The sequence below is a fragment of the Streptomyces sp. NPDC012466 genome (genome assembly GCF_042955215.1).
GTDB lineage: Bacteria > Actinomycetota > Actinomycetes > Streptomycetales > Streptomycetaceae > Streptomyces.
In genome coordinates this window covers 721,824-745,636 of the sequence record NZ_JBIBEQ010000001.1, presented here as the reverse complement: position 1 = coordinate 745,636, position 23,813 = coordinate 721,824, and the positions used below count along the sequence as shown (strand labels likewise).

Sequence of the window (23,813 nt, the reverse complement as noted above, 5' to 3'; positions counted from 1 at the left end):
GCTCGTGAGACGTATGACCGCACGACCCGCGAACGCCCACCAGGCCCGACTGCTCAAGCTGTTGCGCGACGGCGGACCCAACTCACGTGCCCAGCTCGGCGACCAGGTCGACCTCTCGCGGTCCAAGCTGGCCGTGGAGGTGGACCGGCTGCTGGAGACGGGGCTGGTCGTGGCCGACGGACTCGCCGCCTCGCGCGGCGGCCGCCGTTCCCACAACGTCCGGCTCAACCCCGAGCTGCGCTTCCTCGGCGTCGACATCGGCGCGACCTCGATCGACGTCGCCGTCACCAATGCCGAACTGGAGACCCTCGGGCATCTCAACCAGCCCATGGACGTGCGCGAGGGCCCGGTCGCGGTCTTCGAGCAGGTCTTGGCCATGGCCGCGAAACTGAGGGCCTCCGGGCTCGCGGAGGGGTTCGACGGCGCCGGCATCGGCGTCCCGGGCCCGGTCCGCTTCCCCGAGGGCATCCCGGTGGCGCCGCCGATCATGCCGGGCTGGGACGGCTTCCCCGTGCGGGAGGCGCTCAGCCAGGAACTCGGCTGCCCGGTCATGGTCGACAACGACGTGAACCTCATGGCGATGGGGGAGCAGCACGCGGGCGTCGCCCGCAGCGTCGGTGACTTCCTCTGCGTCAAGATCGGCACCGGCATCGGCTGCGGCATCGTCGTCGGCGGTGAGGTCTACCGCGGTACGACGGGCAGCGCCGGCGACATCGGGCACATCCAGGCCGTGCCCGACGGCCGCCCGTGCGCCTGCGGCAACCGGGGCTGCCTGGAGGCCCACTTCAGCGGGGCGGCCCTCGCCCGCGACGCCCTGGAGGCCGCCCAGCAGGGCCGCTCGGCCGAACTGGCCTCGCGGCTGGAGATGAACGGCGGCCTCACCGCCGTCGACGTCGCCGCCGCGGCCTCCGCCGGTGACGCCACCGCCCTCGATCTGATCCGCGAGGGCGGCAACCGCACCGGCCAGGTCATCGCCGGCCTGGTCAGTTTCTTCAACCCGGGTCTGGTGGTGATCGGCGGCGGGGTGACCGGCCTCGGCCACACCCTGCTCGCCGCGATCCGCACCCAGGTCTACCGCCAGTCGCTGCCTCTGGCGACCGGCAACCTGCCCATCGTCCTGGGCGAGCTCGGCCCCACCGCCGGAGTCATCGGCGCGGCCCGGCTCATCAGCGATCACCTGTTCTCGCCCGCGTAGTCCTGCCACCGCACGGCTCACCAGCACAGCGCCCTGCTCTGCCCTGCCCTGCCCTGAAACACGCCTGCTCGACAAGCGCCCTGACACCGGCCCGCCCGCCAAGGGGAATCCGCATGGCACCAGAACCACCGCTGCTCAGCATGTCCGGCATCACCAAGTCGTTCCCCGGAGTCCGGGCCCTCGACGGCGTCGACCTCGACGTCCAGGCCGGTGAGGTGCACTGCCTGCTCGGCCAGAACGGCGCCGGCAAATCGACCCTCATCAAAGTCCTGGCCGGCGCCCACCAGCCCGACACCGGCCGTCTGCGCTGGCGCGGCGAGGAGGTCACCCTCCGCTCGCCCATCGCGGCCATGCGCCTCGGCATCGCCACCATCTACCAGGAACTCGACCTGGTGGAGCACCTGTCCGTCGCCGAGAACGTCCATCTCGGGCATGAGCCGACCACCGCGGGATTCGTCGTCCGAGGGAAGGCGGCCAAGGCGTCAACCGCCGCTCTCCTCAAGCGACTCGGGCATGCCGAGATCGATCCGGCCCGGCTCGTCGGGGAACTGTCGGCGGCACAGCAGCAGATCGTGTCCATGGCCCGGGCGCTCTCCCACGACGTACGGCTCATCGTGATGGACGAGCCGTCCGCCGCCCTCGACCCGGACGAGGTCGACAACCTCTTCCGCATCGTCGGCGACCTCACCGCCGCCGGGGTCGCCGTCGTCTACATCTCGCACCGCCTGGAGGAGATCCGCCGCATCGGCGACCGGGTGACGGTGCTCAAGGACGGCCGGGCCGTCGCGAACGGGCTCCCGGCGAAGTCGACCCCGACCCGCGAGGTCGTCGCGCTGATGACGGGCCGCAACGTCGAGTACGTCTTCCCGGACCGGCCCGTCACACCGCCGCCCGCCGAACCCGTGCTGACGGTCCAAGGGCTCTCCCGGCAAGGGGAGTTCGAACCGTTCGACCTGGAGGTGCGGCCGGGTGAGATCGTCGGCCTGGCCGGACTCGTCGGCTCGGGCCGCTCCGAGATCCTGGAGACCGTCTACGGCGCCCGCAAACCGACGACCGGTCAGGTGCTGGTCGGCGGCAAGGCCCTGAAGCCGGGCAGCGTACGGGCCGCCGTCCGGGCCGGACTCGGGCTCGCCCCCGAGGAACGCAAGGCGCAGGCCCTGCTGATGCTGGAGTCCGTCACCCGCAATGTGTCGGTCTCCTCCATGTCCCGCTTCTCGCGCGGCGGCTGGATCGACCGGGGCGCCGAACTGGGCGCCGCCCGGGCCGCGACCCGCGAACTGTCGCTCCGGCCGGACAACCCGTCCGTGCCCGTGCGCACCCTGTCCGGCGGCAACCAGCAGAAGGCCGTCCTCGCCCGCTGGCTGCTGCGCGGCTGCAAGGTGCTGCTGCTCGACGAACCCACCCGCGGCGTCGACGTCGGCGCCCGCGCCGAGCTCTACGCGGTCATCCGCCGGCTGGCCGACGAGGGCCTCGCCGTGCTGCTGGTCTCCAGCGAGGTGCCCGAGGTGCTCGGCCTCGCCGACCGCGTCCTGGTGCTGCGCGAGGGCCGTGTCGTCCACACGGCACCCGCGTGCGAACTCGACGAACACCGCGTACTCGACCTGGTCATGGAAGGAAGCCCGGCGTCATGACGCAGCCCGTCTCCCCGCCGCGGGACAGCACGACCGACAAGGTGCCCCAGACCCGGCCCCCCGCCTGGCGCGGCACACTCGCCCGCGCCGACGTCCGCACCCTCTCGCTGGTCGGCGTGCTCGCCGCGCTGATCCTCATCGGCGGCATCACCAAGCCCGACGAGTTCCTCGACACCCGCAACCTGCAACTCGTCCTCACCCAGGCGTCCGTGATCGGTGTCGTCACCGTCGGCATGACCTTCGTCATCGTCTCCGGCGGCATCGACCTGTCGGTGGGCGCGATCGTCGCCCTCGCCTCCGTATGGGCGACCACCGTGGCCACCCAGGAGTACGGCTTCGCCGGCATCCTCTTCACGGCGGTCGTCGTCGGAGTCGGCTGCGGCCTGGTCAACGGGGTGCTCATCGCCTACGGCGCGATGGTGCCGTTCATCGCCACCCTCGCCATGCTGGCCTCCGCCCGTGGCCTGTCCCTGCAGATCACCGACGGCAAGACCCAGATCGTCACCGTGCCGTCCGTCCTCGACCTGGGGGAGCGCGACGCCTACGTCCTCGGTGTCCCACCCCTGGTCATGGTGTTCGCCGTCGTCACCGTCATCGGCTGGCTGGTCCTCAACCGGACCACCTTCGGGCGCCGCACGGTCGCCGTCGGCGGCAACCCGGAGGCCGCCCGGCTCGCCGGCATCGACGTCCGCCGCCAGCGGCTCTACCTCTACCTGCTGTCGGGGCTGTGCTGCGGCATCGCCGCTTTCCTGCTGATCGTCCTGGCCGGCTCCGGCCAGAACACCAACGGCAACCTCTACGAACTGGACGCCATCGCCGCCGCGATCATCGGCGGCACCCTGCTCACCGGCGGCCGGGGCACCATCACCGGCTCCGTCCTCGGCGTCCTGATCTTCACCACGATCACCAACATCTTCGCCCTGAACAACCTGCAGAGCGACGTCCAGCAGATCGCCAAGGGCGCGATCATCGTCGCCGCCGTGCTGGTCCAGCGCCGTACCGCGAGCACGACCTGAGGAAAGGGTTCCCCGCCATGCCAGAGATCACGAGCCGCAGAGGGCTGCTCTTCGGGGCCGCCGCCGTCTCCGCCGGTGCCCTCCTCACGGGGTGCACCAGCAACGAGCCGTCCGACTCCGAGGACGAGCCGGCGGGCAGCAACCAGCCGGCCGCCGACGACAAGCCCGGCAAGCAGGTCACCATAGGCTTCGCCGGCCCGCAGGCCGACCACGGCTGGCTCAACGCCATCAACGACAACGCCAAGAGCCGCGCCGAGAAGTACTCCGACGTCACCCTGGAGATCACCGAGGGCTCCAACGACACCGCCCAGCAGATCGGCCAGATCGAGACCCTCATCAACAAGAAGGTCGACGTCCTGGTCGTGCTGCCCGCCGACGGCAAGGCCCTCACCCAGGTCGGCCTCAAGGCGATGCGCGCCGGCATCCCGGTGATCAACCTCGACCGGATCTTCAACACCCCGCAGGCGTACCGCTGCTGGATCGGCGGCGACAACTACGGCATGGGCCTCAACGCCGGGCACTACATCGGCGAGAAACTGAAGGGCAAGTCGGGCGCCCGCGTCATCGAGCTGGCGGGCCTGGACAACCTGGAGCTCACCAAGCAGCGCACCCAGGGCTTCGACGACGCCCTGAAGAACTACCCCAACATCAAGAAGGTCGCCCGGCAGGCCGCCGAGTTCACCGTCGAGTCGGGGCAGGCCAAGATGGCCCAACTGCTCCAGGCGCAGTCGAAGTTCGACGCGCTCTGGAACCACGACGACGACCAGGGCGTGGGCGCGCTGCGCGCCATCGAGCAGGCCGGGCGCGACGACTTCCTGATGGTCGGCGGCGCCGGCGCGCTCTCCGCCTTCCAGGCCATCAAGCAGGACGACGGTGTGCTCAAGGCGACCGTGCTGTACCCGCCGACCATGGCGTCCTCCGCGATCGACCTCGCCCGGGCCCTCGGCCAGAGCAAGGGCATCGGGGGTCTCGCCGAGTTCGAGATCCCGTCGTCGCTCACGCTCTACTCGGCCGTCGTCGACAAGACCAACGTCGACCAGTACATGTCCACCGGCTTCAAGTGAGCCACCCCGCACCCCCCACGTGCGCCACCCCGACCAGGACGAGGAGGACACCCGTATGGGACAGCCGCAGCAGCCGTCGGAAGGGACCGAGAAAGGCAAGCCGCCCTTGCGCGTGGGAATGGTGGGCTACGCCTTCATGGGCGCCGCCCACTCCCAGGGCTGGCGCACCGCGGGCCGCGTCTTCGACCTGCCGCTGAACCCCGTGCAGGCCGTGATCTGCGGCCGGGACGCCGGCGCCGTCCGCGCGGCGGCCGACCGGCACGGCTGGGCCTCCACCGAGACCGACTGGCGGGCCCTCGTGGAACGGGACGACGTCGACCTCGTCGACATCTGCACCCCGGGCGACAGTCACGCCGAGATCGCACTGGCCGCCCTGGCCGCGGGCAAACACGTCCTGTGCGAGAAGCCCCTCGCCAACACCGTCGAGGAAGCCGCCTCGATGGCGCTGGCGGCCGAAGAGGCCCACACGCGGGGCCAGGTGGCGATGGTCGGGTTCAACTACCGCCGGGTGCCCGCCACGGCCCAGGCCCGCCGCATGGTCGCCGAGGGCCGCCTGGGCAGGCTGCGGCACGTGCGCGTGACGTACCTCCAGGACTGGCTGGTCGACCCCGCGTTCCCGCTGACCTGGCGGCTGCGCAGGGAGCAGGCCGGCTCGGGCTCGCTGGGCGATCTGGGGGCGCACATCGTCGACCTCGCGCAGTACCTGGTGGGGGAGCCGCTGGCGGGTGTCTCGGCGCTGACCGAGACCTTCGTCAGGGAACGGCCCCTGCCCACCGGCGCGACCAGCGGGCTGTCCGCCGTCACGTCCGCCGGCACCGGCCAGGTCACCGTCGACGACGCCGCGCTGTTCACGGCCCGCTTCCTCTCCGGCGCCCTCGCCACCTTCGAGGCCACCCGCTACGCCACCGGCCGCAAGAACGCCCTGCGCATCGAACTCAACGGGGAGCGCGGCTCGCTCGCCTTCGACCTGGAGCGCCTCAACGAGCTGTCCTTCCACGACGGCACCCAGCCGGGCGCCGAGGCCGGCTTCCGCCGGATCCTCGTCACCGAACCCGACCACCCCTACCTGGAGGCCTGGTGGCCGCCGGGCCACGGCCTCGGCTACGAGCACACCTTCGTCCACCAGGCCCGCGACCTCGTCCACACGATCGCCGAGGGCCGCCGCCCCGAACCCTCCTTCGCCGACGGGCTGCAGGTGCAGCGCGTGCTCGCGGCGGTCGAGGAGAGCGCCGAGAAGAACTCCGTCTACACGCCGATCGCGGTCTGAGGAGGCCCCGAGCATGCCGCGCACCTTCACCCTGTTCACCGGCCAGTGGGCGGACCTGCCCCTGGAGGAGGTCTGCCGCCTGGCCCGCGACTTCGGCTACGACGGCCTCGAACTCGCCTGCTGGGGCGACCACTTCGAAGTCGACAAGGCCCTGAGTGACCCCTCCTACGTGGAGTCGAGGCACCAGCTCCTCGACAAGTACGGCCTCAAGTGCTGGGCGATCTCCAACCACCTGGTCGGCCAGGCCGTCTGCGACGCCATCATCGACGAACGCCATCAGGCGATCCTGCCGGACGCGGTGTGGGGCGACGGCGATCCGGAAGGGGTCCGGCAGCGGGCCGCACAGCGTATGAAGGACACCGCCCGGGCCGCGGCCGCCTTCGGCGTGAACACGGTCATCGGCTTCACCGGCTCCGCCATCTGGCACCTGGTCGCCATGTTCCCGCCCGCCCCCGACGCGATGATCGAACGCGGCTACCAGGACTTCGCCGACCGCTGGAACCCGATCCTGGACGTCTTCGACGCCGAAGGCGTGCGGTTCGCGCACGAGGTGCACCCCAGCGAGATCGCCTACGACTACTGGACGACCCAGCGCGCCCTGGAGGCCGTCGGGAACCGCCCCGCGTTCGGCCTGAACTTCGACCCTTCGCACTTCGTGTGGCAGGACCTCGACCCGGTCGGCTTCCTCTGGGACTTCCGCGACCGGATCTACCACGTCGACTGCAAGGAGGCCCGCAAGCGCCTCGACGGGCGCAACGGCCGGCTCGGCTCCCATCTGCCCTGGGGCGACCCGCGGCGCGGCTGGGACTTCGTCTCCGCCGGGCACGGGGACGTCCCGTGGGAGGACGTCTTCCGGATGCTGCGCTCCATCGACTACCGGGGCCCGGTCTCGGTCGAGTGGGAGGACGCCGGCATGGACCGGCTCCAAGGAGCCCCCGAGGCCCTGACCCGTCTCAAGGCGTTCGACTTCGATCCGCCCAGCGCGTCCTTCGACGCCGCGTTCAACAGCTGAACAGCGCGCCCGGCGCTGGTCGGGAGCGGGGACCGGCAACATCGCCGATCCCCCCTCCGACCTGCCCGGATCCCGCTTTGTCCTGGGGCGGGGAGAAGTTGGACCGAGTCGGTCGCAAGGGGTGTTCGCCCCGGACGGACGCGGTTACCGTCCTTGATGTGTTCAGGACACACGCACCTCCGGGGTGACGGCGCACCCCGGCGCCCGCACCGCACGTCCACGCACCCACCCCGTACGGCCCACCCCGTTCCCGGAGGGACTTCGTGCACAGAACCGGACTCAGAAGCACCCGCACCCCCAGGCGGCCCGGACTTCGCGCCACCGTCGCCCTGTTCACCGGCCTGCTCCTCGCCGTGGGCACCCCGGCCACCGTCGCCGGCGCCCACCCCGGCCAAGCGAAGCAGGACGAACCGGCGGCCGCCGAAGGCCAGTTCCAGCAGGTGCCGCTCGCCAAGGGCGAACCCGAGACGGGCGAGCCGATGTCACTCGCCGTGCTCCCGGACCGCAGCGTCCTGCACACCTCGCGCGACGGCACGCTGCGCCTCACCGACCAGGGCGGCGTCACCAAGGTCGCCGGCAAGATCCCCGTCTACAGCCACGACGAGGAAGGTCTCCAAGGCGTCGGCATCGACCCGGACTTCAAGAACAACCGGGCGATCTACCTCTACTACGCCCCGCCGCTGGACACCCCCGCGGGCGACGCCCCCGAGACCGGCACCGCCGAGGACTTCAAGAAGTTCGACGGCGTCAACCGCCTGTCCCGCTTCGTCCTCAACGCCAACGGCACACTCAACATGTCCAGCGAGAAGAAGGTCCTGGACGTCGCGGCCTCCCGGGGCACCTGCTGCCACGTCGGCGGCGACATCGACTTCGACGCGGACGGCAACCTCTACCTGTCGACCGGCGACGACACCAACCCCTTCGCCTCCGACGGCTACACGCCCATCGACGACCGGCCGGGCCGCAACCCGGCCTTCGACGCGCGCCGCAGCTCCGGCAACACCAACGACCTGCGCGGCAAGATCCTGCGCATCAAGGTCGCCGAGGACGGCTCCTACACCGTCCCGGACGGCAACCTCTTCGCGCCGGGCACCGAGAAGACCCGCCCCGAGATCTACGCGATGGGCTTCCGCAACCCGTTCCGCATGAGCGTCGACGACAAGACCGGCACCGTCTACGTCGGCGACTACGGCCCCGACGCGGGCGCCGCCGACCCCAAGCGCGGCCCGGCGGGACAGGTCGAGTTCGCCAAGGTGACCAAGCCCGCCAACTTCGGCTGGCCCTTCTGCACCGGCGACAACGATCCCTACGTCGACTACGACTTCGCCACCAAGCAGTCCGGCGAGACGTTCGACTGCGACGCCCCGAGGAACACCTCGCCGTACAACACGGGCCTGACCGACCTGCCGCCCGCCCAGGCCGCCTGGATCCCGTACGACGGCGGCTCCGTGCCCGAGTTCGGCAGCGGCTCCGAGTCCCCGATGGCCGGGCCGGTCTACCGCTACGACCCCGAGCTCGACTCCAGCGTGAAGTTCCCCGAGGCCTACGACGGCGACTTCTTCGCCGGTGAGTTCGGCCGCCGCTGGATCAAGCGGATCGAGCAGAACGCGGACGGGTCCGTCGCGAAGATCAACGACTTCCCGTGGACCGGCACCCAGATCATGGACATGGAGTTCGGCCCCGACGGCGCGCTCTACGTCCTCGACTACGGCGTCTCCTGGTTCCAGGGCGACGAGAACTCCGCGCTGTACCGGATCGAGAACGCCGAGGACGGCTTCTCGCCGATCGCCGAGGTGAGCGCCGACAAGACGTCCGGAGCGGCCGGCCTGAAGGTCACCTTCACCGGATCCGCCAAGGACGCCGACTCCCCAGACCTCACCTACAGCTGGGACTTCGGCGACGGCACCAAGGGCGAGGGCCTCAACCCCACCCACCGGTACAAGAAGGTCGGCACCTACAGCGCCACCTTCACCGCCAAGGACCCCGAGGGCAACACCGGCAACGCCAGCGTCCGGATCGTGGTCGGCAACACCGAGCCCAAGGTGACGATCGAGACCCCGGCCAACGGCAGTCTGGCCGCCTTCGGCCGCCCGGTCCCGTTCAAGGTGAAGGTCACCGACCCCGAGGAGACCGTCGACTGCTCCAAGGTCAAGGTCACCTACAGCCTCGGCCACGACTCCCACGCCCACGAGCTGACCAGCGAGATGGGCTGCGAAGGCACCCTGAAGCCGCCCGCCGGTGACGGCGGACACGACCCCAACGCCAACATCTACGGTGTCGTCGGCGCCAGTTACACCGACGGTGGCGCCAACGGCCAGGAGGAGCTGACCGGCACCGCCCGCACCGTGCTCCAGCCGCTGCACCGCCAGGGCGAGCACTTCACCACCCAGTCCGGCGTGTCGGTCATCGACAAGACCGGCGCCAACGGCGGCAAGACCGTCGGCGACATCAACGACGGCGACTGGATCTCCTTCTCCCCCTACCGGTTCGACGGACAGAAGAAGATGACCGTGCGGGCGTCCTCCGGCGGCGCGGGCGGCTTCGTCGAGCTGCGCACCGGCTCGCCCGAGGGTCCGCTGCACGGCTCGGCGTACATCCCGCCGACCGGCGGCTGGGAGACCTTCCAGAACGTCGACGTGCCGCTGCGGTCGCTGCCCAAGAAGACCACGGACATCTACCTGGTCTTCAAGGGCGGTGAGGGCGCTCTGTTCGACGTGGACGACTTCGAGTTCTCCAAGGAACCGTTCAAGGGCGGCAAGAAGGTGCTGGTCTTCTCCAAGACCGCCGGCTTCCGCCACGACTCCATCCCGGCCGGCATCACCGCGCTGAAGGAGCTCGGCGGCCCGGCCGGCATCACGGTCGACGCCACCGAGGAGGCCAGGCAGTTCACCACGGCCAACCTCGCCAAGTACGACGCGGTCGCCTTCCTGTCCACCACCGGCGACGTGCTCAACGCCGAGCAGCAGAAGGCGTTCGAGGACTACGTGGCGGGCGGCGGCGGGTACATGGGCATCCACGCGGCGGCCGACACCGAGTACGACTGGGAGTTCTACGGCGGCCTCGTCGGCGCCTACTTCCACTCGCACCCGGCCATCCAGAAGGCCACCGTGCGCGTCGAGGACCACGACCACCCGTCCACCGCGCACCTGGGCGAGGCCTGGGAGCGCACCGACGAGTGGTACAACTACCGCACCAACCCGCGCGAGCAGGCCAAGGTCCTCGCCACCCTGGACGAGACCACCTACCAGGGCGGCACCATGAAGGGCGACCACCCGATCGCCTGGTGCCAGAGCTACGGCGGCGGCCGGTCCTTCTACACCGGCGGCGGCCACACCAAGGAGTCCTACGCCGACGAGGCCTTCCGCGCCCACCTGCTCGGCGGCCTCCGGTACGCCACCGGCCAGGTGAAGGCGGACTGCAAGCCGAGCAAGGACTACCGGAAGATCTTCAACGGCCGGACCCTGGACGGCTGGAAGCAGGCCGGCCCCGGAAATTTCGTCGTCAAGGACGGCGTGATGGAGTCCGAGGGCGGCATGGGTCTGCTCTGGTACCAGGCCAAGGAGCTGAAGTCCTACTCGCTCAAGCTCGACTGGAAGATGCGGGGCGACGACAACTCCGGGATCTTCGTGGGCTTCCCCGCCTCCGACGACCCCTGGTCCGCGGTGAACAAGGGCTACGAGATCCAGATCGACGCCACGGACGCACCCGACCGCACCACGGGCTCCGTCTACTCCTTCAAATCGGCGAACATCAAGGCCCGTGACCAGGTCCTTCGGCCGCCCGGCCAGTGGAACTCCTACGAGATCAAGGTCCGGGGCGAACGCCTCCAGGTGTTCCTCAACGGAGTCAAGATCAACGACTTCACCAACAAGGACCCCCAGCGGAGCCTGACCGACGGCTACATCGGCCTGCAGAACCACGGCGCCGACGACCAGGTCTCCTTCCGCAACATCCAGCTCAGGGAACTGCCCGTCCAGGGCGACTGAACGGCGGCGGGCGGGGGACGCCGGACCCCCGCCCGCCGTCTCCCTCCCTCTCCCCCCCCGGGTTCGCGTACGACCAGGAGGCTGCCCATGTCCGCGTCCCTCTCCCGACCGCGTGTGGGGGTGTGGCTGATCGGAGCCCGAGGCTCCGTCGCCACCACCGTCGTCACGGGGTGCGCCGCCGTCGCCGCGGGACTGCACCCACCCACCGGCATGGTGACCGAAACACCGGCCTTCACCGACAGCGGCCTGCCCGCCCTGTCCGACCTCGTCTTCGGCGGCCACGACACCCTCGACTGCCCCCTGCCCAAACGCGCCGAGACCCTGACCGCCGGCGGCGTCCTCCCACCCGGCGTCGCCACCGCCGTCGCCGCCGAACTCGTCGCCGCCGACCGGGAGATCAGGCCCGGTGGCCCCACCCCGGGGGACACCAGGAGCGAGGCCGACCTGATCACGGCCTTCGCCCACGACATCCGCGACTTCGTGCACCGCCACACCCTGGAGCGGGCCGTGGTGGTGAACGTCGCCTCCACCGAACCCGCCTCCCAGGGGCCCGGCGCCCCGCTGCCGGCCAGCACCCTGTACGCGCTGGCCGCCCTGCGCGCGGGCTGCCCCTACGTCAACTTCACCCCCTCCGAGGGCATGCACCACCCCGCCGCCGCCCGTGAGGCCGAAGGGAGCAGCCTGCCCTTCGCCGGCCGGGACGGCAAGACCGGACAGACACTGCTGCGGGCCGTGCTGGGCCCGATGTTCACACAACGGGCGCTCAGGGTCCGGGCCTGGTCCGGCACGAACCTGCTCGGCGGCGGCGACGGCGCCGCCCTCGCAGACCCCGCCGCCGCGGCGGCGAAGAACGCCGGCAAGGAACGCGTCCTCGCCGACACCCTCGGCACCGTCCCCGAGGGCGAGGTCCACATCGACGACGTCCCCGCCCTCGGCGACTGGAAGACCGCCTGGGACCACATCGCCTTCGACGGCTTCCTCGGCACCCGCGTGATCCTCCAGACCATCTGGCAGGGCTGCGACTCGGCCCTCGCGGCACCCCTGGTGCTGGACCTGGCCCGCCTGACCGCCCGCGCCCACGAGACGGGGCTGTCCGGCCCGCTCGACGCCCTCGGCTTCTACTTCAAGGACCCGGTGGGGGACGGGCCCCCGGGGCTGTCGCAGCAGTACGAGGCGCTGGTCCGGTTCGGGCGCAGCCTCGCGCAGTCCGGTGGAAAGGAGCGTGGCACGCGGCCGGAGAGGGGCACCGAGGAGACAGGGGAAACCTCGTGACGCTGCGCGAGAGCCCTTGCGGGTGCTCCGGCGGTGCGCCCGGCGCCGGCCCGGAAACCACTGGCGCCGGCCCGGGTGCCCGCCCCTGCACCCACCGCTCCCACCGGAGCCGCGCCTGGGCCGAACTCCTGCGCCTGCCCGCCCTGTTCAGTGTCCCGGGGGACGCCCTGGCCGGTACGGCCGCGACCGGCTCGGCACCCGACTCCCGCACGCTGCTCGCCATCGCCTCCTCCCTGTGCCTGTACGAGGCCGGCATGGCCCTCAACGACTGGGCCGACCGCGACGTGGACGCCGTCGAACGCCCGCACCGCCCCCTGCCCTCCGGCCGCATCCGGCCGGTTGCCGCCCTCACGGCGGCCTGCGCCCTCACCGGAGCAGGACTGGCCCTGGCCGCCCGCGCGGGCCGCCCCGCCCTGGCCGTCGCCGCACCCCTGGCGGCGACCGTCTGGGCGTACGACCTCGGCCTGAAACACACGCCCGCCGGACCCGTGGCCATGGGTGCGGCCCGCGGCCTCGACCTGCTCCTGGGAGCCGCGGCCACCACCGGCCGTACCCGCAAGGCCCTGCCCTCCGCCGCCCTCCTCGGCACCCACACCCTGGCCGTCACGACGGTCTCCCGCCAGGAGGTACAGGGCGGCTCACCCCTGCCACCCCTGGCGGCCCTCGCGACGACCGCCCTGCTCACCCGGCTGGTGACACGGCGCGCCGATGCCCTGTCGAGAGGCGCTCGGCAGGCGACCGCCACCGGGCTGACCGGTCCCCGGGCCGCCCGGCGCCCGGGGCAGGACTGGGCGGCGCCGCTCACCACCGTCCTCGGGGCCGCCTACGCCACGACGACCGCCCGCCCCTACGTCCACGCCACCCTCAACCCCTCGCCTCCTCTCACCCAACGCGCCGTCGGCGCCGGCATCCGCGCCACCATCCCCCTCCAGGCCACTCTCTGCGCACGCTCCCGGGGCACGGCGTCCGCCCTCCTCATCGCGGCCCTCGCCCCCCTCGGAGCCCGGTTCGCGAAGAAGGTGAGCGTCACATGAGCCCTGATGCCCGCAGCTCCGAGAGCGGTGCCGGGGCCTCGCGGGCACCCGGCGCCCAGGCCGCCGCCTCGCCCCGCACCGCCCTCGCCCCACCCGGTACCCTCCCCTCCCTCCGCTTCGGCTACGGCACCAACGGTCTCGCCGACCTCCGGCTCGACGACGCGCTCGCCCTCCTCGCCGACCTCGGCTACGACGGTGTCGGACTGACCCTCGACCACATGCACCTCGACCCGCTCGCCCCCGACCTCGCCGCCCGCACCGGCCGGGTGGCGCACCGGCTGGACGCACTCGGACTGGGCGTCACCGTCGAGACGGGCGCCCGCTATGTGCTCGACCCGCGCCGCAAGCACGGCCCGTCACTGCTGGACCCGGACCCCGCCGACCGGGCCCGCCGCGTCGACCTCCTCGTCCGGGCCGTCCGGGTCGCCGCCGACCTCGGCGCCCACGCGGTCCACTGCTTCAGCGGTGTCGTCCCCGAGGGCACCGACACGGACACCGCGTGGAAGCGCCTCACCGAAACCCTGACCCCTGTCCTGGACGCCGCCGCCTGCGCGGGCATTCCGCTCGCCGTGGAACCCGAACCGGGCCATCTCCTCGGCACGCTCGCCGACTTCCACCACCTCCGCAGCGCCCTCGGGGACCCCGAGCCCCTCGGCCTCACCCTGGACATCGGCCACTGCCAATGCCTCGAACCCCTTCCGCCGGCCGACTGCGTACGCGCCGCCGCCCCCTGGCTGCGGCACGTCCAGATCGAGGACATGCGACGCGGCGTCCACGAGCACCTCCCCTTCGGGGACGGGCAGATCGACTTCCCGCCGGTCCTGGCGGCCCTCGCCGCCACCGGCTACCAGGGCCTGACCGTCGTCGAGCTGCCCCGCCACTCCCACGCAGGTCCCCACTTCGCCGCACACTCCCTCCCGTTCCTCCGCCACGCCGAGCGGACCGCGGCCACCACGCCGCCCGCCCCCGCTCCGGCCCTCCAGCAGGCCGCGCCACCCCACGGCGCTCCCTCCGCCACCCATGAGGGGAGCAGCACCAGATGACCCGTCCCCGCACCACACCAGCGGCGAGAACCCAGCAGGCCGAAAGCCCCCAGGGCCCCCAGGGCGCCCAGGGCCTCCAGGACACCGACCGGACTGCCGACGGCCCGGGCGACGCCCCCCGCCTCCCCACGCGGGACACCGCCCCCACCCCCACACTCACCGACCTCCGCCACCACCTCGCCACCCACCTCGACCCGGCCGCCCGGGCCTGGCTCGACCACGCCCTCGACGAGGCCGCCGCCCACCCCGGCCTCCACGGGCCCATCTCCGCATGGGAGCTGCGCCTCGCCGAAGCCGGCCGGCGCTGCGGCCCCGCCCACGCAGACGCCGCGCGCGTCCTCATCCTCGACGCGGCCCACGCCGACACCGACGCCCTGACCCGGGTCTACTTCCAGGGCACCGCCGACGAGCGCCGAGCCGTCCTGCACGCCCTGCCCCACCTCGTCCCCGGCCCGGACGCCCTGCCGCTGACCGAGGACGCCCTGCGCACCAACGACACCCGGCTCCTCAGCGCCGCCCTCGGCCCCTACGCCGCCCGGCACCTGACCGCCCACCAGTGGCGGCACGCCGTGCTGAAGTGCCTGTTCACCGGCGTCCCCGTCGACCACGTGGCGGACCTGCCCCGGCGCGCCGCCGGTGACGGCGAACTCGCCCGGATGCTCGGCGACTACGCCGCCGAACGCACCGCCGCCGGCCGAACCGTCCCCGAGGACCTGTACCGCGTCCTGGACCTGACCGAGTCCGGCACCCCGGCCCCCGGCACGGACCACCCCCACGGCAAGGAGTCCTGATGCGCATCTTCGACCCCCACATCCACATGACGTCCCGGACCACCGACGACTACGAGGCCATGTACGCCGCGGGTGTCCGTGCCGTCGTCGAGCCGTCCTTCTGGCTGGGACAGCCGCGCACCTCGCCCGCCTCCTTCCGTGACTACTTCGACGCCCTCCTCGGCTGGGAGCCCTTCCGCGCCGCCCAGTACGGCATCGCCCACCACTGCACGATCGCCCTCAACCCCAAGGAGGCGAACGACCCGCGCTGCGCACCCGTCCTCGACGAACTCCCGCGGTATCTCGTCAAGGACAACGTGGTGGCGGTCGGAGAGATCGGCTACGACTCCATGACACCCGCCGAGGACACCGCCCTCGCCGCGCAGCTCCAGCTCGCCGCCGACCACGGCCTGCCCGCTCTCGTGCACACCCCGCACCGCGACAAGCTCGCCGGACTGCGCCGCACCCTCGACGTCGTCCGGGAGTCCGCGCTGGCCCCGGACCGCGTCCTGGTCGACCACCTCAACGAGACCACCGTCAAGGAGGCCAGGGACAGCGGCTGCTGGCTGGGCTTCTCCGTCTATCCGGACACCAAGATGGACGAGGAGCGGATGGTCGCGATCCTGCGCGCCCACGGCACCGAGCAGGTCCTGGTGAACTCCGCCGCCGACTGGGGAAAGAGCGACCCCCTCAAGACCCGCAAGGTCGGCGACCTGATGCTGGCGGAGGGCTTCGACGAGGACGACGTCGACCAGGTGCTGTGGCGCAACCCCGTCGCCTTCTACGGGCTCAGCGGCCGCCTGAACCTCGACGTCACCGGTACGGACGCCACCCACGAGGGCAACTCCATCCTCCGGGGCGCGCCGAGGGACCCGCACCAGCCGGACCACGGCCCCGGCAGGACGGCCGGCGTCCCCACCGCGGGGGCGTGAGCCATGCGCTTCCGCCACCCCGACGGTTCCACCGTCCACCTCGCCTACTGCACCAACGTCCACCCCGCCGAAACCCTCGACGGCGTCCTCGCCCAGCTGCGTGACCACTGCGAACCCGTCCGGCGCCGCCTGGGCCGCGACCGGCTCGGCATCGGACTGTGGCTCGCCAGGGACGCCGCCCACGCCCTCGTCACCGACCCGGTCGCACTGCGCAAGCTGCGCGCCGAGCTGGACCGGCGCGGTCTCGAGGTTGTCACCCTCAACGGCTTCCCCTATGAGGGTTTCGGCGCCGAGGAGGTCAAGTACCGCGTCTACAAGCCGGACTGGGCCGACCCGGAACGCCTCGACCACACCACCGCCCTCGCCCGCGTCCTCGCCGGGCTGCTCCCCGACGACGTCACCGACGGGACCATCTCCACACTGCCCCTCGCCTGGCGCACCGCGTACGACGACGACCGTGCGGAGACCGCCCGCACCGCGCTGCGCACCCTCGCCGAGCGCCTCGACGCCTTGGAGGAGCTGACCGGCCGCTCCATCCGCGTCGGCCTGGAACCGGAACCCGGCTGCGTCGTCGAGACGACCCACGACGCCATCGCCCCGCTCACCGCGATCGGCCACGACCGCATCGGCATCTGTGTCGACACCTGCCACCTCGCCACCTCCTTCGAAGATCCGCACACCGCCCTGGACGCGCTCACCGCAGCCCACGTCCCCGTCGTCAAATCCCAGCTCTCCGCCGCCCTGCACGCCGAACACCCCCATCTCCCCGAGGTGCGCGAGGCCCTCGCCGCCTTCGCCGAACCCCGCTTCCTGCACCAGACCCGCAACGCCACCGCCGCCGGCCTGCGCGCCACCGACGACCTCGACGAGGCCCTCGCCGGTGCCCTGCCGGACGCCTCACCCTGGCGCGCCCACTTCCACGTCCCCCTGCACGCGGCCCCCGCCGCCCCTCTCACCTCCACCCTGCCGGTCCTGAGATCCGCACTGACCCGGCTCGTCGGCGGCCCGGCTCCGCTCACCCGCCACCTGGAGGTCGAGACCTACACCTGGCAGACCCTCCCGCCCGAGCTGCGCCCCAAGGGCCGCGCCCAGCTCGCCGAGGGCATAGCCGCCGAACTGACCCTCGCCCGCGACCTGCTGACGGACCTCGGCCTGAAGGAACTGCCATGAGCAACGGCACCCATGAGCACCCCGGCCCGGCCGCCACGGACCGCCCCACCCCGCTCCTCGTCCTCGACGTCGTCGGCCTCACCCCCCGTCTGCTCGACCACATGCCGCACCTCAAGGCGCTCGGCCTGTCCGGCTCCCGCGCCCCACTGGGCACCGTCCTGCCCGCCGTCACCTGCGCCGCCCAGTCCACCTTCCTCACCGGCACCATGCCCTCGGAGCACGGCATCGTCGGCAACGGGTGGTACTTCCGCGAACTCGGCGACGTCCTCCTGTGGCGCCAGCACAACGGGCTCGTGGCCGGCGACAAACTCTGGGACGCCGCCCGCCGTGCCCACCCCGGCTACACCGTCGCGAACATCTGCTGGTGGTACGCCATGGGCGCCGACACCGACATCACCGTCACCCCCCGTCCCGTCTACTACGCCGACGGCCGCAAGGAACCCGACTGCTACACCCGGCCGGCCGCGCTGCACGACGAACTCACCGACGAACTCGGGACGTTCCCCCTCTTCCACTTCTGGGGCCCCGGAGCGGACCTCGTCTCCAGCCGGTGGATCATCGGCGCGACCCGCCACATCATCCGCACCCGGCACCCCGACCTGACGCTCTGCTACCTCCCCCATCTCGACTACGACCTGCAGCGCTTCGGCCCCGACGACCCGCGCTCCCTGAAAGCGGCCACCGACCTGGACGCCGCCCTCGCCCCGCTGCTGGACGACGCCCGCGCCGAGGGCCGCACCGTCGTGGCCCTGTCCGAGTACGGCATCACCCGTGTGAACCGGCACGTCGACATCAACCGCGCCCTGCGCCGGGCCGGCCTGCTGGAGGTGCACACACAGGACGGCATGGAGTACCTCGACCCGATGGCGTCCCGCGCCTTCGCGGTCGCCGACCACCAGATCGCCCATGTCTATGTGCGCCGCCCCGAGGACCTGGACGCCACCCGGGCCGCCCTCGACGGCCTGCCCGGCATCGAGCAACTCCTCGACGACGAGGGCAAGAAGGCCCACCACCTGGACCATCCGCGCGCCGGTGAGCTCGTCGCCGTGGCGGAACCCGACGCCTGGTTCACGTACTACTACTGGCTCGACGACGATCGCGCGCCCGACTTCGCGCAACTGGTCGAGATCCACCGCAAACCCGGCTACGACCCGGTCGAACTCTTCATGGATCCCCTCGACCCCTACGTCAAGGTCAAGGCGGCCACCGCACTGGCGCGCAAGAAGCTCGGCATGCGCTACCGCATGGCGGTGGTGCCCTTGGACCCCTCACCTATTCGCGGCAGCCACGGCCGCCTTCCGGCGAGCGACGACGACGGTCCGCTCCTCATCTGCTCCACCCCCCGCGCTGTCGGCGACCGCGTCGCGGCCACCGATGTGAAGTCACTGCTGCTCCGACTCGCCGGTCTCACCTGAGGTCATGACCCTCAGTGTCCGACTGGTCACAAGTGAAGCACTCACCACTGACAACGCCCCGCGATCACGAGGAGTTCCACGCATGAGCCGCTTCTCCCAGCCCGACCCCGAGCTCGGCCACCGCCTCAGCAGACGAGGCATGCTCGGCGTGGCCGCCGGTGCCACCGCCGCCGCTCTGCTCGGCGCCACGGGCCCCGCGACCGCCGCCACCGGCAACGCCACGACCGCCACCGCGTCCGGCGCCAAGGGCCGCGGCCGCCCCGTCCTGCCGCCCGGCCGGCTCGGCATCCAGCTCTACAGCCTGCGCGACAAGGTCTCCACCCTCGGCTTCGGCCCCGTCTTCGCCGAACTGGAGCGGTACGGCTACGACGAGGTCGAGTTCGCCGGCTACACCCAGGGCTCGGCCGGCCCCATCACCCTCGCCCAGCTCAAGCGGCTGGCCCGCGACCACGGCCTGAACCCGATCGGCAGCCACGTCGGCTACTACTCCGACGACCCGGGCGCCTACACCTTCGCCCAGAACCTCACCAAGGTCCTCGACGACGCTCAGGCCCTCGGCCTCAAGCACATCGGCACCGCCTCCGGCCCGTTCCGCTACGGCTCGACCGTCGACGCCTTCAAGCGTGCCGCCGAGGACTTCAACACCTACGGCGCGGCGGCCAGGGCCCGCGGCATGAAGTTCTACCAGCACAATCACTCCGAGGAGTTCTCCTTCGCCACCGACGATCCCAAGGTCCGCCTCTACGACATCCTGCTCAAGGAGACCGACCCGGACCTCGTCTACCTGGAGATGGACATCTACTGGGCGTACGTCGGCCAGTTCCGATTCTCCAAGCGGCCCGACGGCACACCCGCCCCGTTCGAGCCGCTGAACTACGTCCTCAGACAGCCCGACCGCTACCCGCTCTTCCACGTGAAGGACGGCGAGAGCGACCCGTCGAACCCCTACGGCTACAAGATGACCGACGTCGGTGACGGGGACATCGACTACCAGCGGTTCATCTCGGCCGTGACCCGGCTGCGGGGCCACCGCATGGCCCACCACTGGCAGGCCGAGCACGACAACCCGGCCGAGTCCTTCACGTTCGCCCGCCGCTCCAGCGCCCACCTGCACTCCCTGAGGGAGAAGTGCTGACGACCCCGGAAACGTGAGGAGGCCCTTCCCCGGCAGGGGAAGGGCCTCCTCACGTGGGGGCGGTCAGCCCCCGGGCCGCGTCCGGCCCGGGACGCCCCCGCCCGTCCCGCCGAGGCGGTGGACACAGGGGTGACCGTCGGTCGTTCGGCGATGGGGACGGTGCACGGCGGACGATGCGAACGGTCTGCGTGCCGCGGTCGGATCCGGCGTCATGTCAGGTCGTGTCCTCGCCGAGCGGTTGCGGGTTGGGGGAGATGCGGCGCGTTTCCTTGTCGCGTCCCGGCGGAGTCAGGAACACCGCCACGCAGCCGGCGAAGAGCGAGATGGAGCCGGCCAGGATGAAGGCACCGGAGTGTCCCCAGGCGCCGACGACCACGGCGCCCATGCCGGCTCCCAGGCCGGAGACGAGCTTGGCGCTGTAGACCATGCCGTAGTTGGACGCGTTGTTGTTCTCACCGAAGTAGTCGGCGGTGAGTGCCGCGAACATCGGGAAGATGGCACCGCCGCCGAAGCCGGAGATCGAGGAGAAGACCAGGAACAGCGGAAGGTTCTCGGCGTTCGCCGACCAGAGGATGCCGTACTGGGACAGGCCCAGGATCACGCACACGACGAGCAGGCACCGCTTGCGGCCGTACAGATCGGAGAGCCAGCCGATGACACCGCGGCCGGTGCCGTTGACGATGGCCTTCAGGGACATGGCCGTGGCGACGATCCCGCCCGCGAATCCGGCCTCCTCGCCGATCTCCACCTGGAAGGCGATGCCGAAGATGTTCACTCCGGAGGTGCAGGCCAGACAGAACCACATCAGAGCCACCCGGCCGGTCTTCCACGCCTCCTTGGGGGAGTACTGGCGTACCGCGGGCGGGTTCATCCGCATCGAACGGGCCGCGCGCGGGTCGTCCGGCGGGTTCAGCGGGTCGATGGCGGAGGGCCACCAGTTCTTCGGCGGGTCCTTGAAGAAGTAGCCGGAGCACGCGACCATCCCGGCCAGGAACACGCCCACCGAGACCAGCACCCAGCGGAAGTTGGTCAGGTCCATGTAGCCGTTGAAGAGGAAGACGAAGGGCACCGAGCCGTAGGCGAAACCGCCGTTGACGAAGCCGGTCTTGCCGCCCTTGCGCTCCGGATACCACTTGCCGACCATGTTGACGCAGGTGGCGTACACCATGCCCGCGCCCATGCCGCTGAACATGCTGAAGCCGATGTAGGCGAAGACGACGTGCGGCGCGAAGGCGAGGGACAGGTAGCCCAGCAGCGTGCCGGTGGCGCCGAGCATCATGGCCCAGCGGGCCGGCAGTTTTCCGCTCTCACGCAGTTTGCCCGCGGGGAAGGCCACCGCGGCCTGGAAGAAGACCCACACGGTCATCATCCAGAAGATGTGCATGCTGTTCCAGCTGTGCGCCGTGTGCAGGGTCTCCTCGGCCGACGCGAACGCGTACTCGGCGGAGGAGATGCCCATCATGCCGATCCAGGGCAGGATCACCATCCACTTGCGCTTGCGCCCCATGATGTCGATGTCGGTCTCCCCGAGGCGGTAGACGCGGCCGTTCGCGTCGGTGACCTCCCGGTAGGGAACCGTGGTGGGCAGATCGGTCGTTGTCATGTCGTGTCGCACCCCTTGCGTCGAAAGATCTGGCCAGCGCCCCCTGTCCCATGCCTTTCGTGCGCGTGCGGGTCCCGAGGCCGGCCGACGCGCACCGTCGGCCGGCCCCCCGCTCACTCACCTCATGTACCGCCCCCCAGCCGTCCCGCCTCCCGCGCCCAGCGGTACTTCGCGCCGAGCACGGCCACCGGCTTCTCGGTCGTGTACGGGTACGCCACGACTCCGCGCTCGAAGAGGTACTGGCAGGCCTCCTCGACCTCCACGTCCCCCGCGAGCGACGCCACCACGGGCTTCTCGATCCCGCGCTCCCGGAACTCGGCCACCACGCGCGCGGTGAGCTCCGCGAAGACCATGGGAGGAGTGACGATGGTGTGCCAGTAGCCGAGGACCAGCGCGTGGATGCGCTCGTCCTCCAGACCCAGCCGGATCGTCGCCTCGTACGTCGACGGCGGCTCGCCCCCGGTGATGTCCACCGGGTTGCCCGCGGCCCCGAAGGGCGGGATGAACTTCCGGAACGCCTCGTCGAGGTCCGGCGGGATCTCCATCAGGGACAGGCCGTTGTCCGTCACGGCGTCGGAGAGCAGCACACCGCTGCCGCCGGCGCCCGTGATGATCACGACGTTGTCGCCCTTCGGTGCGGGAAGCACCGGCAACGCGCGCGCGTACTCCAGCATGTCGTTCAGTCCCGGCGCCCGGATCACCCCGGCCTGCCGCAGGATGTCGTCGTACACGGCGTCGTCGCCGGCGAGGGCGCCGGTGTGCGAACCGGCCGCCTTGGCGCCCGCCGCCGTCCGCCCGGCCTTCAGCACGACCACCGGCTTCTTCGGCACGGTCGCCCGCGCCGCCTCCACGAAGGCGCGGCCGTCCTTGAGGTCCTCCAGGTGCATCGCGATGCAGTCGGTGTGCGGGTCCTCACCGAACCAGGTCAGCAGGTCGTCCTCGTCCAGGTCCGACTTGTTGCCGAGCCCGACGATCGCCGACACACCCGTCTTGGTGGTGCGGGCGAAGCCCAGGATGGCCATGCCGATGCCGCCCGACTGCGAGGTCAGCGCCACCCCGCCCTTGACGTCGTACGGCGTGCAGAACGTGGCGCACAGGTCCTGCCAGGTCGAGTAGTAGCCGTAGATGTTCGGCCCGAGCAGCCGGACGCCGTACCGCTCGGCGATCGCCACGATCTCGGCCTGGAGTTCGTGCTCGCCGGTCTCGGCGAACCCGGAGGGGATCAGCACGGCGTTCGGGATCTTCTTGCGTCCCACCTCCTCCAGGGCCGCGGCCACGAACTTGGCGGGGATCGCGAAGACCGCCACATCCACCTCACCGGGAACGTCCGTGACACTCTTGTACGCCTTGCGGCCCAGGATGTCATCGGCCTTGGGATTCACCGGGTGGATGTCCCCCGCGAAGCCCCCGTCGACGAGGTTGCGCATCACCGAATTGCCGATCTTGCCCTGCTCGTTGGAGGCGCCGATCACGGCGACCGAGTTCGGCTGCATCAGCCGGCGCATCGAGGTGAGGATCTCGTCGCGCGAGTACTTCCGGCGGGGTGCGGGCTGCGACTCGGCGAGGATCACCCGGATGTCGGCCGCGACGGCCCCCTCCGCCGTCGCGATCACCGGGTTGAGGTCCACCTCGGCGATCTCGGGGAAGTCCGCCACGAGTTGGGACACCCGACGGATCTGCTCGGCGACGGCCCACCGGTCCACACCCGCCTGGCCCCGCACCCCGCGCAGGATCTCCGCCGACCGGATCGAGTCCAGCATCGACAGCGCCTCGTCGGCGGTCACCGGCGCGAGCCGGAAGGTGACGTCCTTCAGGACCTCGACGAGCACCCCGCCGAGCCCGAAGGCGACCACCTTCCCGAACGTCGGATCCGTGACCGCACCGACGATGACCTCCTGCCCCTTCGGCAGCAGCTCCTGCACCTGCACGCCCGAGATGCGGGCATCGGCGTCGTACGCACGCGCGTTGTCGACGATCTTGTGGAACGCGGCCCGGACGTCGGTCGCGCCCTCGACCCCGACGATCACTCCGCCGGCGTCGGTCTTGTGCAGGATGTCCGGCGAGACGATCTTCATCACGACGGGCCCGCCGAAGCGTGCCGCGAACGCCACGGCCTCGTCGACGTCCGTCGCCAGTTCCTCGCCGGGTACGGCGATCCCGTACGCGTCGGCGATCACCTTGCCCTCGGGCGCGGTCAGCGCGGTCCGTCCCTCGGCCCGCACGGACTCCAGGAGGGACCGCACCCGCAGGACCCGGTCTTCCGCCATC

Annotated in this window: 17 protein-coding genes; 15 read left to right on the top strand and 2 right to left on the bottom strand. The window is 71.4% G+C overall.

Annotated features, from left to right (window positions below):
• The first annotated feature begins 13 nt into the window (after positions 1–13).
• The 15 genes from ACFY9E_RS03340 to ACFY9E_RS03270 all read left to right on the top strand — a co-directional run bounded on the left by ACFY9E_RS03340 (position 14) and on the right by ACFY9E_RS03270 (position 19,942).
• Positions 14–1,195 carry an ROK family protein gene (locus tag ACFY9E_RS03340; RefSeq protein ID WP_390978877.1) on the top strand — a complete coding sequence of 394 codons (1,182 nt, stop codon included), beginning with the start codon at positions 14–16 and terminating at the stop codon, positions 1,193–1,195.
• 113 nt (positions 1,196–1,308) lie between these two features.
• A complete protein-coding gene (locus tag ACFY9E_RS03335; RefSeq protein ID WP_390978874.1) occupies positions 1,309–2,826 on the top strand; it encodes an ATP-binding cassette domain-containing protein in 1,518 nt (505 codons plus the stop codon).
• Positions 2,823–3,842: an ABC transporter permease gene (locus ACFY9E_RS03330; RefSeq protein ID WP_390978872.1), complete on the top strand. Its 1,020-nt coding sequence runs from the start codon at positions 2,823–2,825 to the stop codon at positions 3,840–3,842. Before ACFY9E_RS03335 ends, ACFY9E_RS03330 begins: the two co-directional genes overlap by 4 nt.
• A gap of 17 nt (positions 3,843–3,859) precedes the next feature.
• A complete protein-coding gene (locus tag ACFY9E_RS03325) occupies positions 3,860–4,906 on the top strand; it encodes a substrate-binding domain-containing protein (RefSeq protein ID WP_390978870.1) in 1,047 nt (348 codons plus the stop codon).
• A gap of 55 nt (positions 4,907–4,961) precedes the next feature.
• Positions 4,962–6,173 (top strand): Gfo/Idh/MocA family oxidoreductase, encoded by a 1,212-nt coding sequence (locus ACFY9E_RS03320; protein WP_390978868.1) that lies wholly within the window; start codon positions 4,962–4,964, stop codon positions 6,171–6,173.
• A 13-nt stretch (positions 6,174–6,186) separates the two neighbouring features.
• Complete coding sequence (locus ACFY9E_RS03315) at positions 6,187–7,185, top strand: TIM barrel protein (RefSeq protein ID WP_390978866.1); 999 nt, start codon at positions 6,187–6,189, stop codon at positions 7,183–7,185.
• A gap of 263 nt (positions 7,186–7,448) precedes the next feature.
• Positions 7,449–11,171, top strand: coding sequence for a ThuA domain-containing protein (locus tag ACFY9E_RS03310; protein WP_390978864.1), 3,723 nt, complete (start codon positions 7,449–7,451; stop codon positions 11,169–11,171).
• An 87-nt stretch (positions 11,172–11,258) separates the two neighbouring features.
• Complete coding sequence (locus ACFY9E_RS03305) at positions 11,259–12,443, top strand: inositol-3-phosphate synthase (protein ID WP_390978862.1); 1,185 nt, start codon at positions 11,259–11,261, stop codon at positions 12,441–12,443.
• Positions 12,440–13,477 carry an SCO3242 family prenyltransferase gene (locus ACFY9E_RS03300; protein ID WP_390978860.1) on the top strand — a complete coding sequence of 346 codons (1,038 nt, stop codon included), beginning with the start codon at positions 12,440–12,442 and terminating at the stop codon, positions 13,475–13,477. The genes ACFY9E_RS03305 and ACFY9E_RS03300 overlap by 4 nt, the downstream gene beginning before the upstream one ends.
• Positions 13,474–14,520: a TIM barrel protein gene (locus ACFY9E_RS03295; protein ID WP_390978858.1), complete on the top strand. Its 1,047-nt coding sequence runs from the start codon at positions 13,474–13,476 to the stop codon at positions 14,518–14,520. The genes ACFY9E_RS03300 and ACFY9E_RS03295 overlap by 4 nt, the downstream gene beginning before the upstream one ends.
• Complete coding sequence (locus ACFY9E_RS03290) at positions 14,517–15,311, top strand: EboA domain-containing protein (RefSeq protein ID WP_390978856.1); 795 nt, start codon at positions 14,517–14,519, stop codon at positions 15,309–15,311. Before ACFY9E_RS03295 ends, ACFY9E_RS03290 begins: the two co-directional genes overlap by 4 nt.
• Positions 15,311–16,222: a TatD family hydrolase gene (locus ACFY9E_RS03285; RefSeq protein WP_390978854.1), complete on the top strand. Its 912-nt coding sequence runs from the start codon at positions 15,311–15,313 to the stop codon at positions 16,220–16,222. The genes ACFY9E_RS03290 and ACFY9E_RS03285 overlap by 1 nt, the downstream gene beginning before the upstream one ends.
• A gap of 3 nt (positions 16,223–16,225) precedes the next feature.
• Complete coding sequence (gene eboE, locus ACFY9E_RS03280; protein WP_390978852.1) at positions 16,226–17,392, top strand: metabolite traffic protein EboE; 1,167 nt, start codon at positions 16,226–16,228, stop codon at positions 17,390–17,392.
• Entirely contained in the window at positions 17,389–18,807 is a 1,419-nt protein-coding gene (locus ACFY9E_RS03275) for an alkaline phosphatase family protein (RefSeq protein ID WP_390978850.1), read from the top strand. The genes eboE and ACFY9E_RS03275 overlap by 4 nt, the downstream gene beginning before the upstream one ends.
• Positions 18,808–18,889: 82 nt before the next feature.
• Positions 18,890–19,942, top strand: coding sequence for a TIM barrel protein (locus ACFY9E_RS03270; RefSeq protein ID WP_390978848.1), 1,053 nt, complete (start codon positions 18,890–18,892; stop codon positions 19,940–19,942).
• Between the two features lie 214 nt (positions 19,943–20,156).
• Here ACFY9E_RS03270 and ACFY9E_RS03265 read toward each other — a convergent pair whose 3' ends face one another.
• Both ACFY9E_RS03265 and ACFY9E_RS03260 read right to left on the bottom strand, forming a co-directional pair.
• A complete protein-coding gene (locus tag ACFY9E_RS03265; protein ID WP_390978846.1) occupies positions 20,157–21,545 on the bottom strand; it encodes an MFS transporter in 1,389 nt (462 codons plus the stop codon).
• A 122-nt stretch (positions 21,546–21,667) separates the two neighbouring features.
• Positions 21,668–23,812, bottom strand: a complete 2,145-nt coding sequence (locus tag ACFY9E_RS03260; protein WP_390978844.1) for an acetate--CoA ligase family protein — start codon at positions 23,810–23,812, stop codon at positions 21,668–21,670.
• Between the last annotated feature and the right edge of the window lies 1 nt (position 23,813).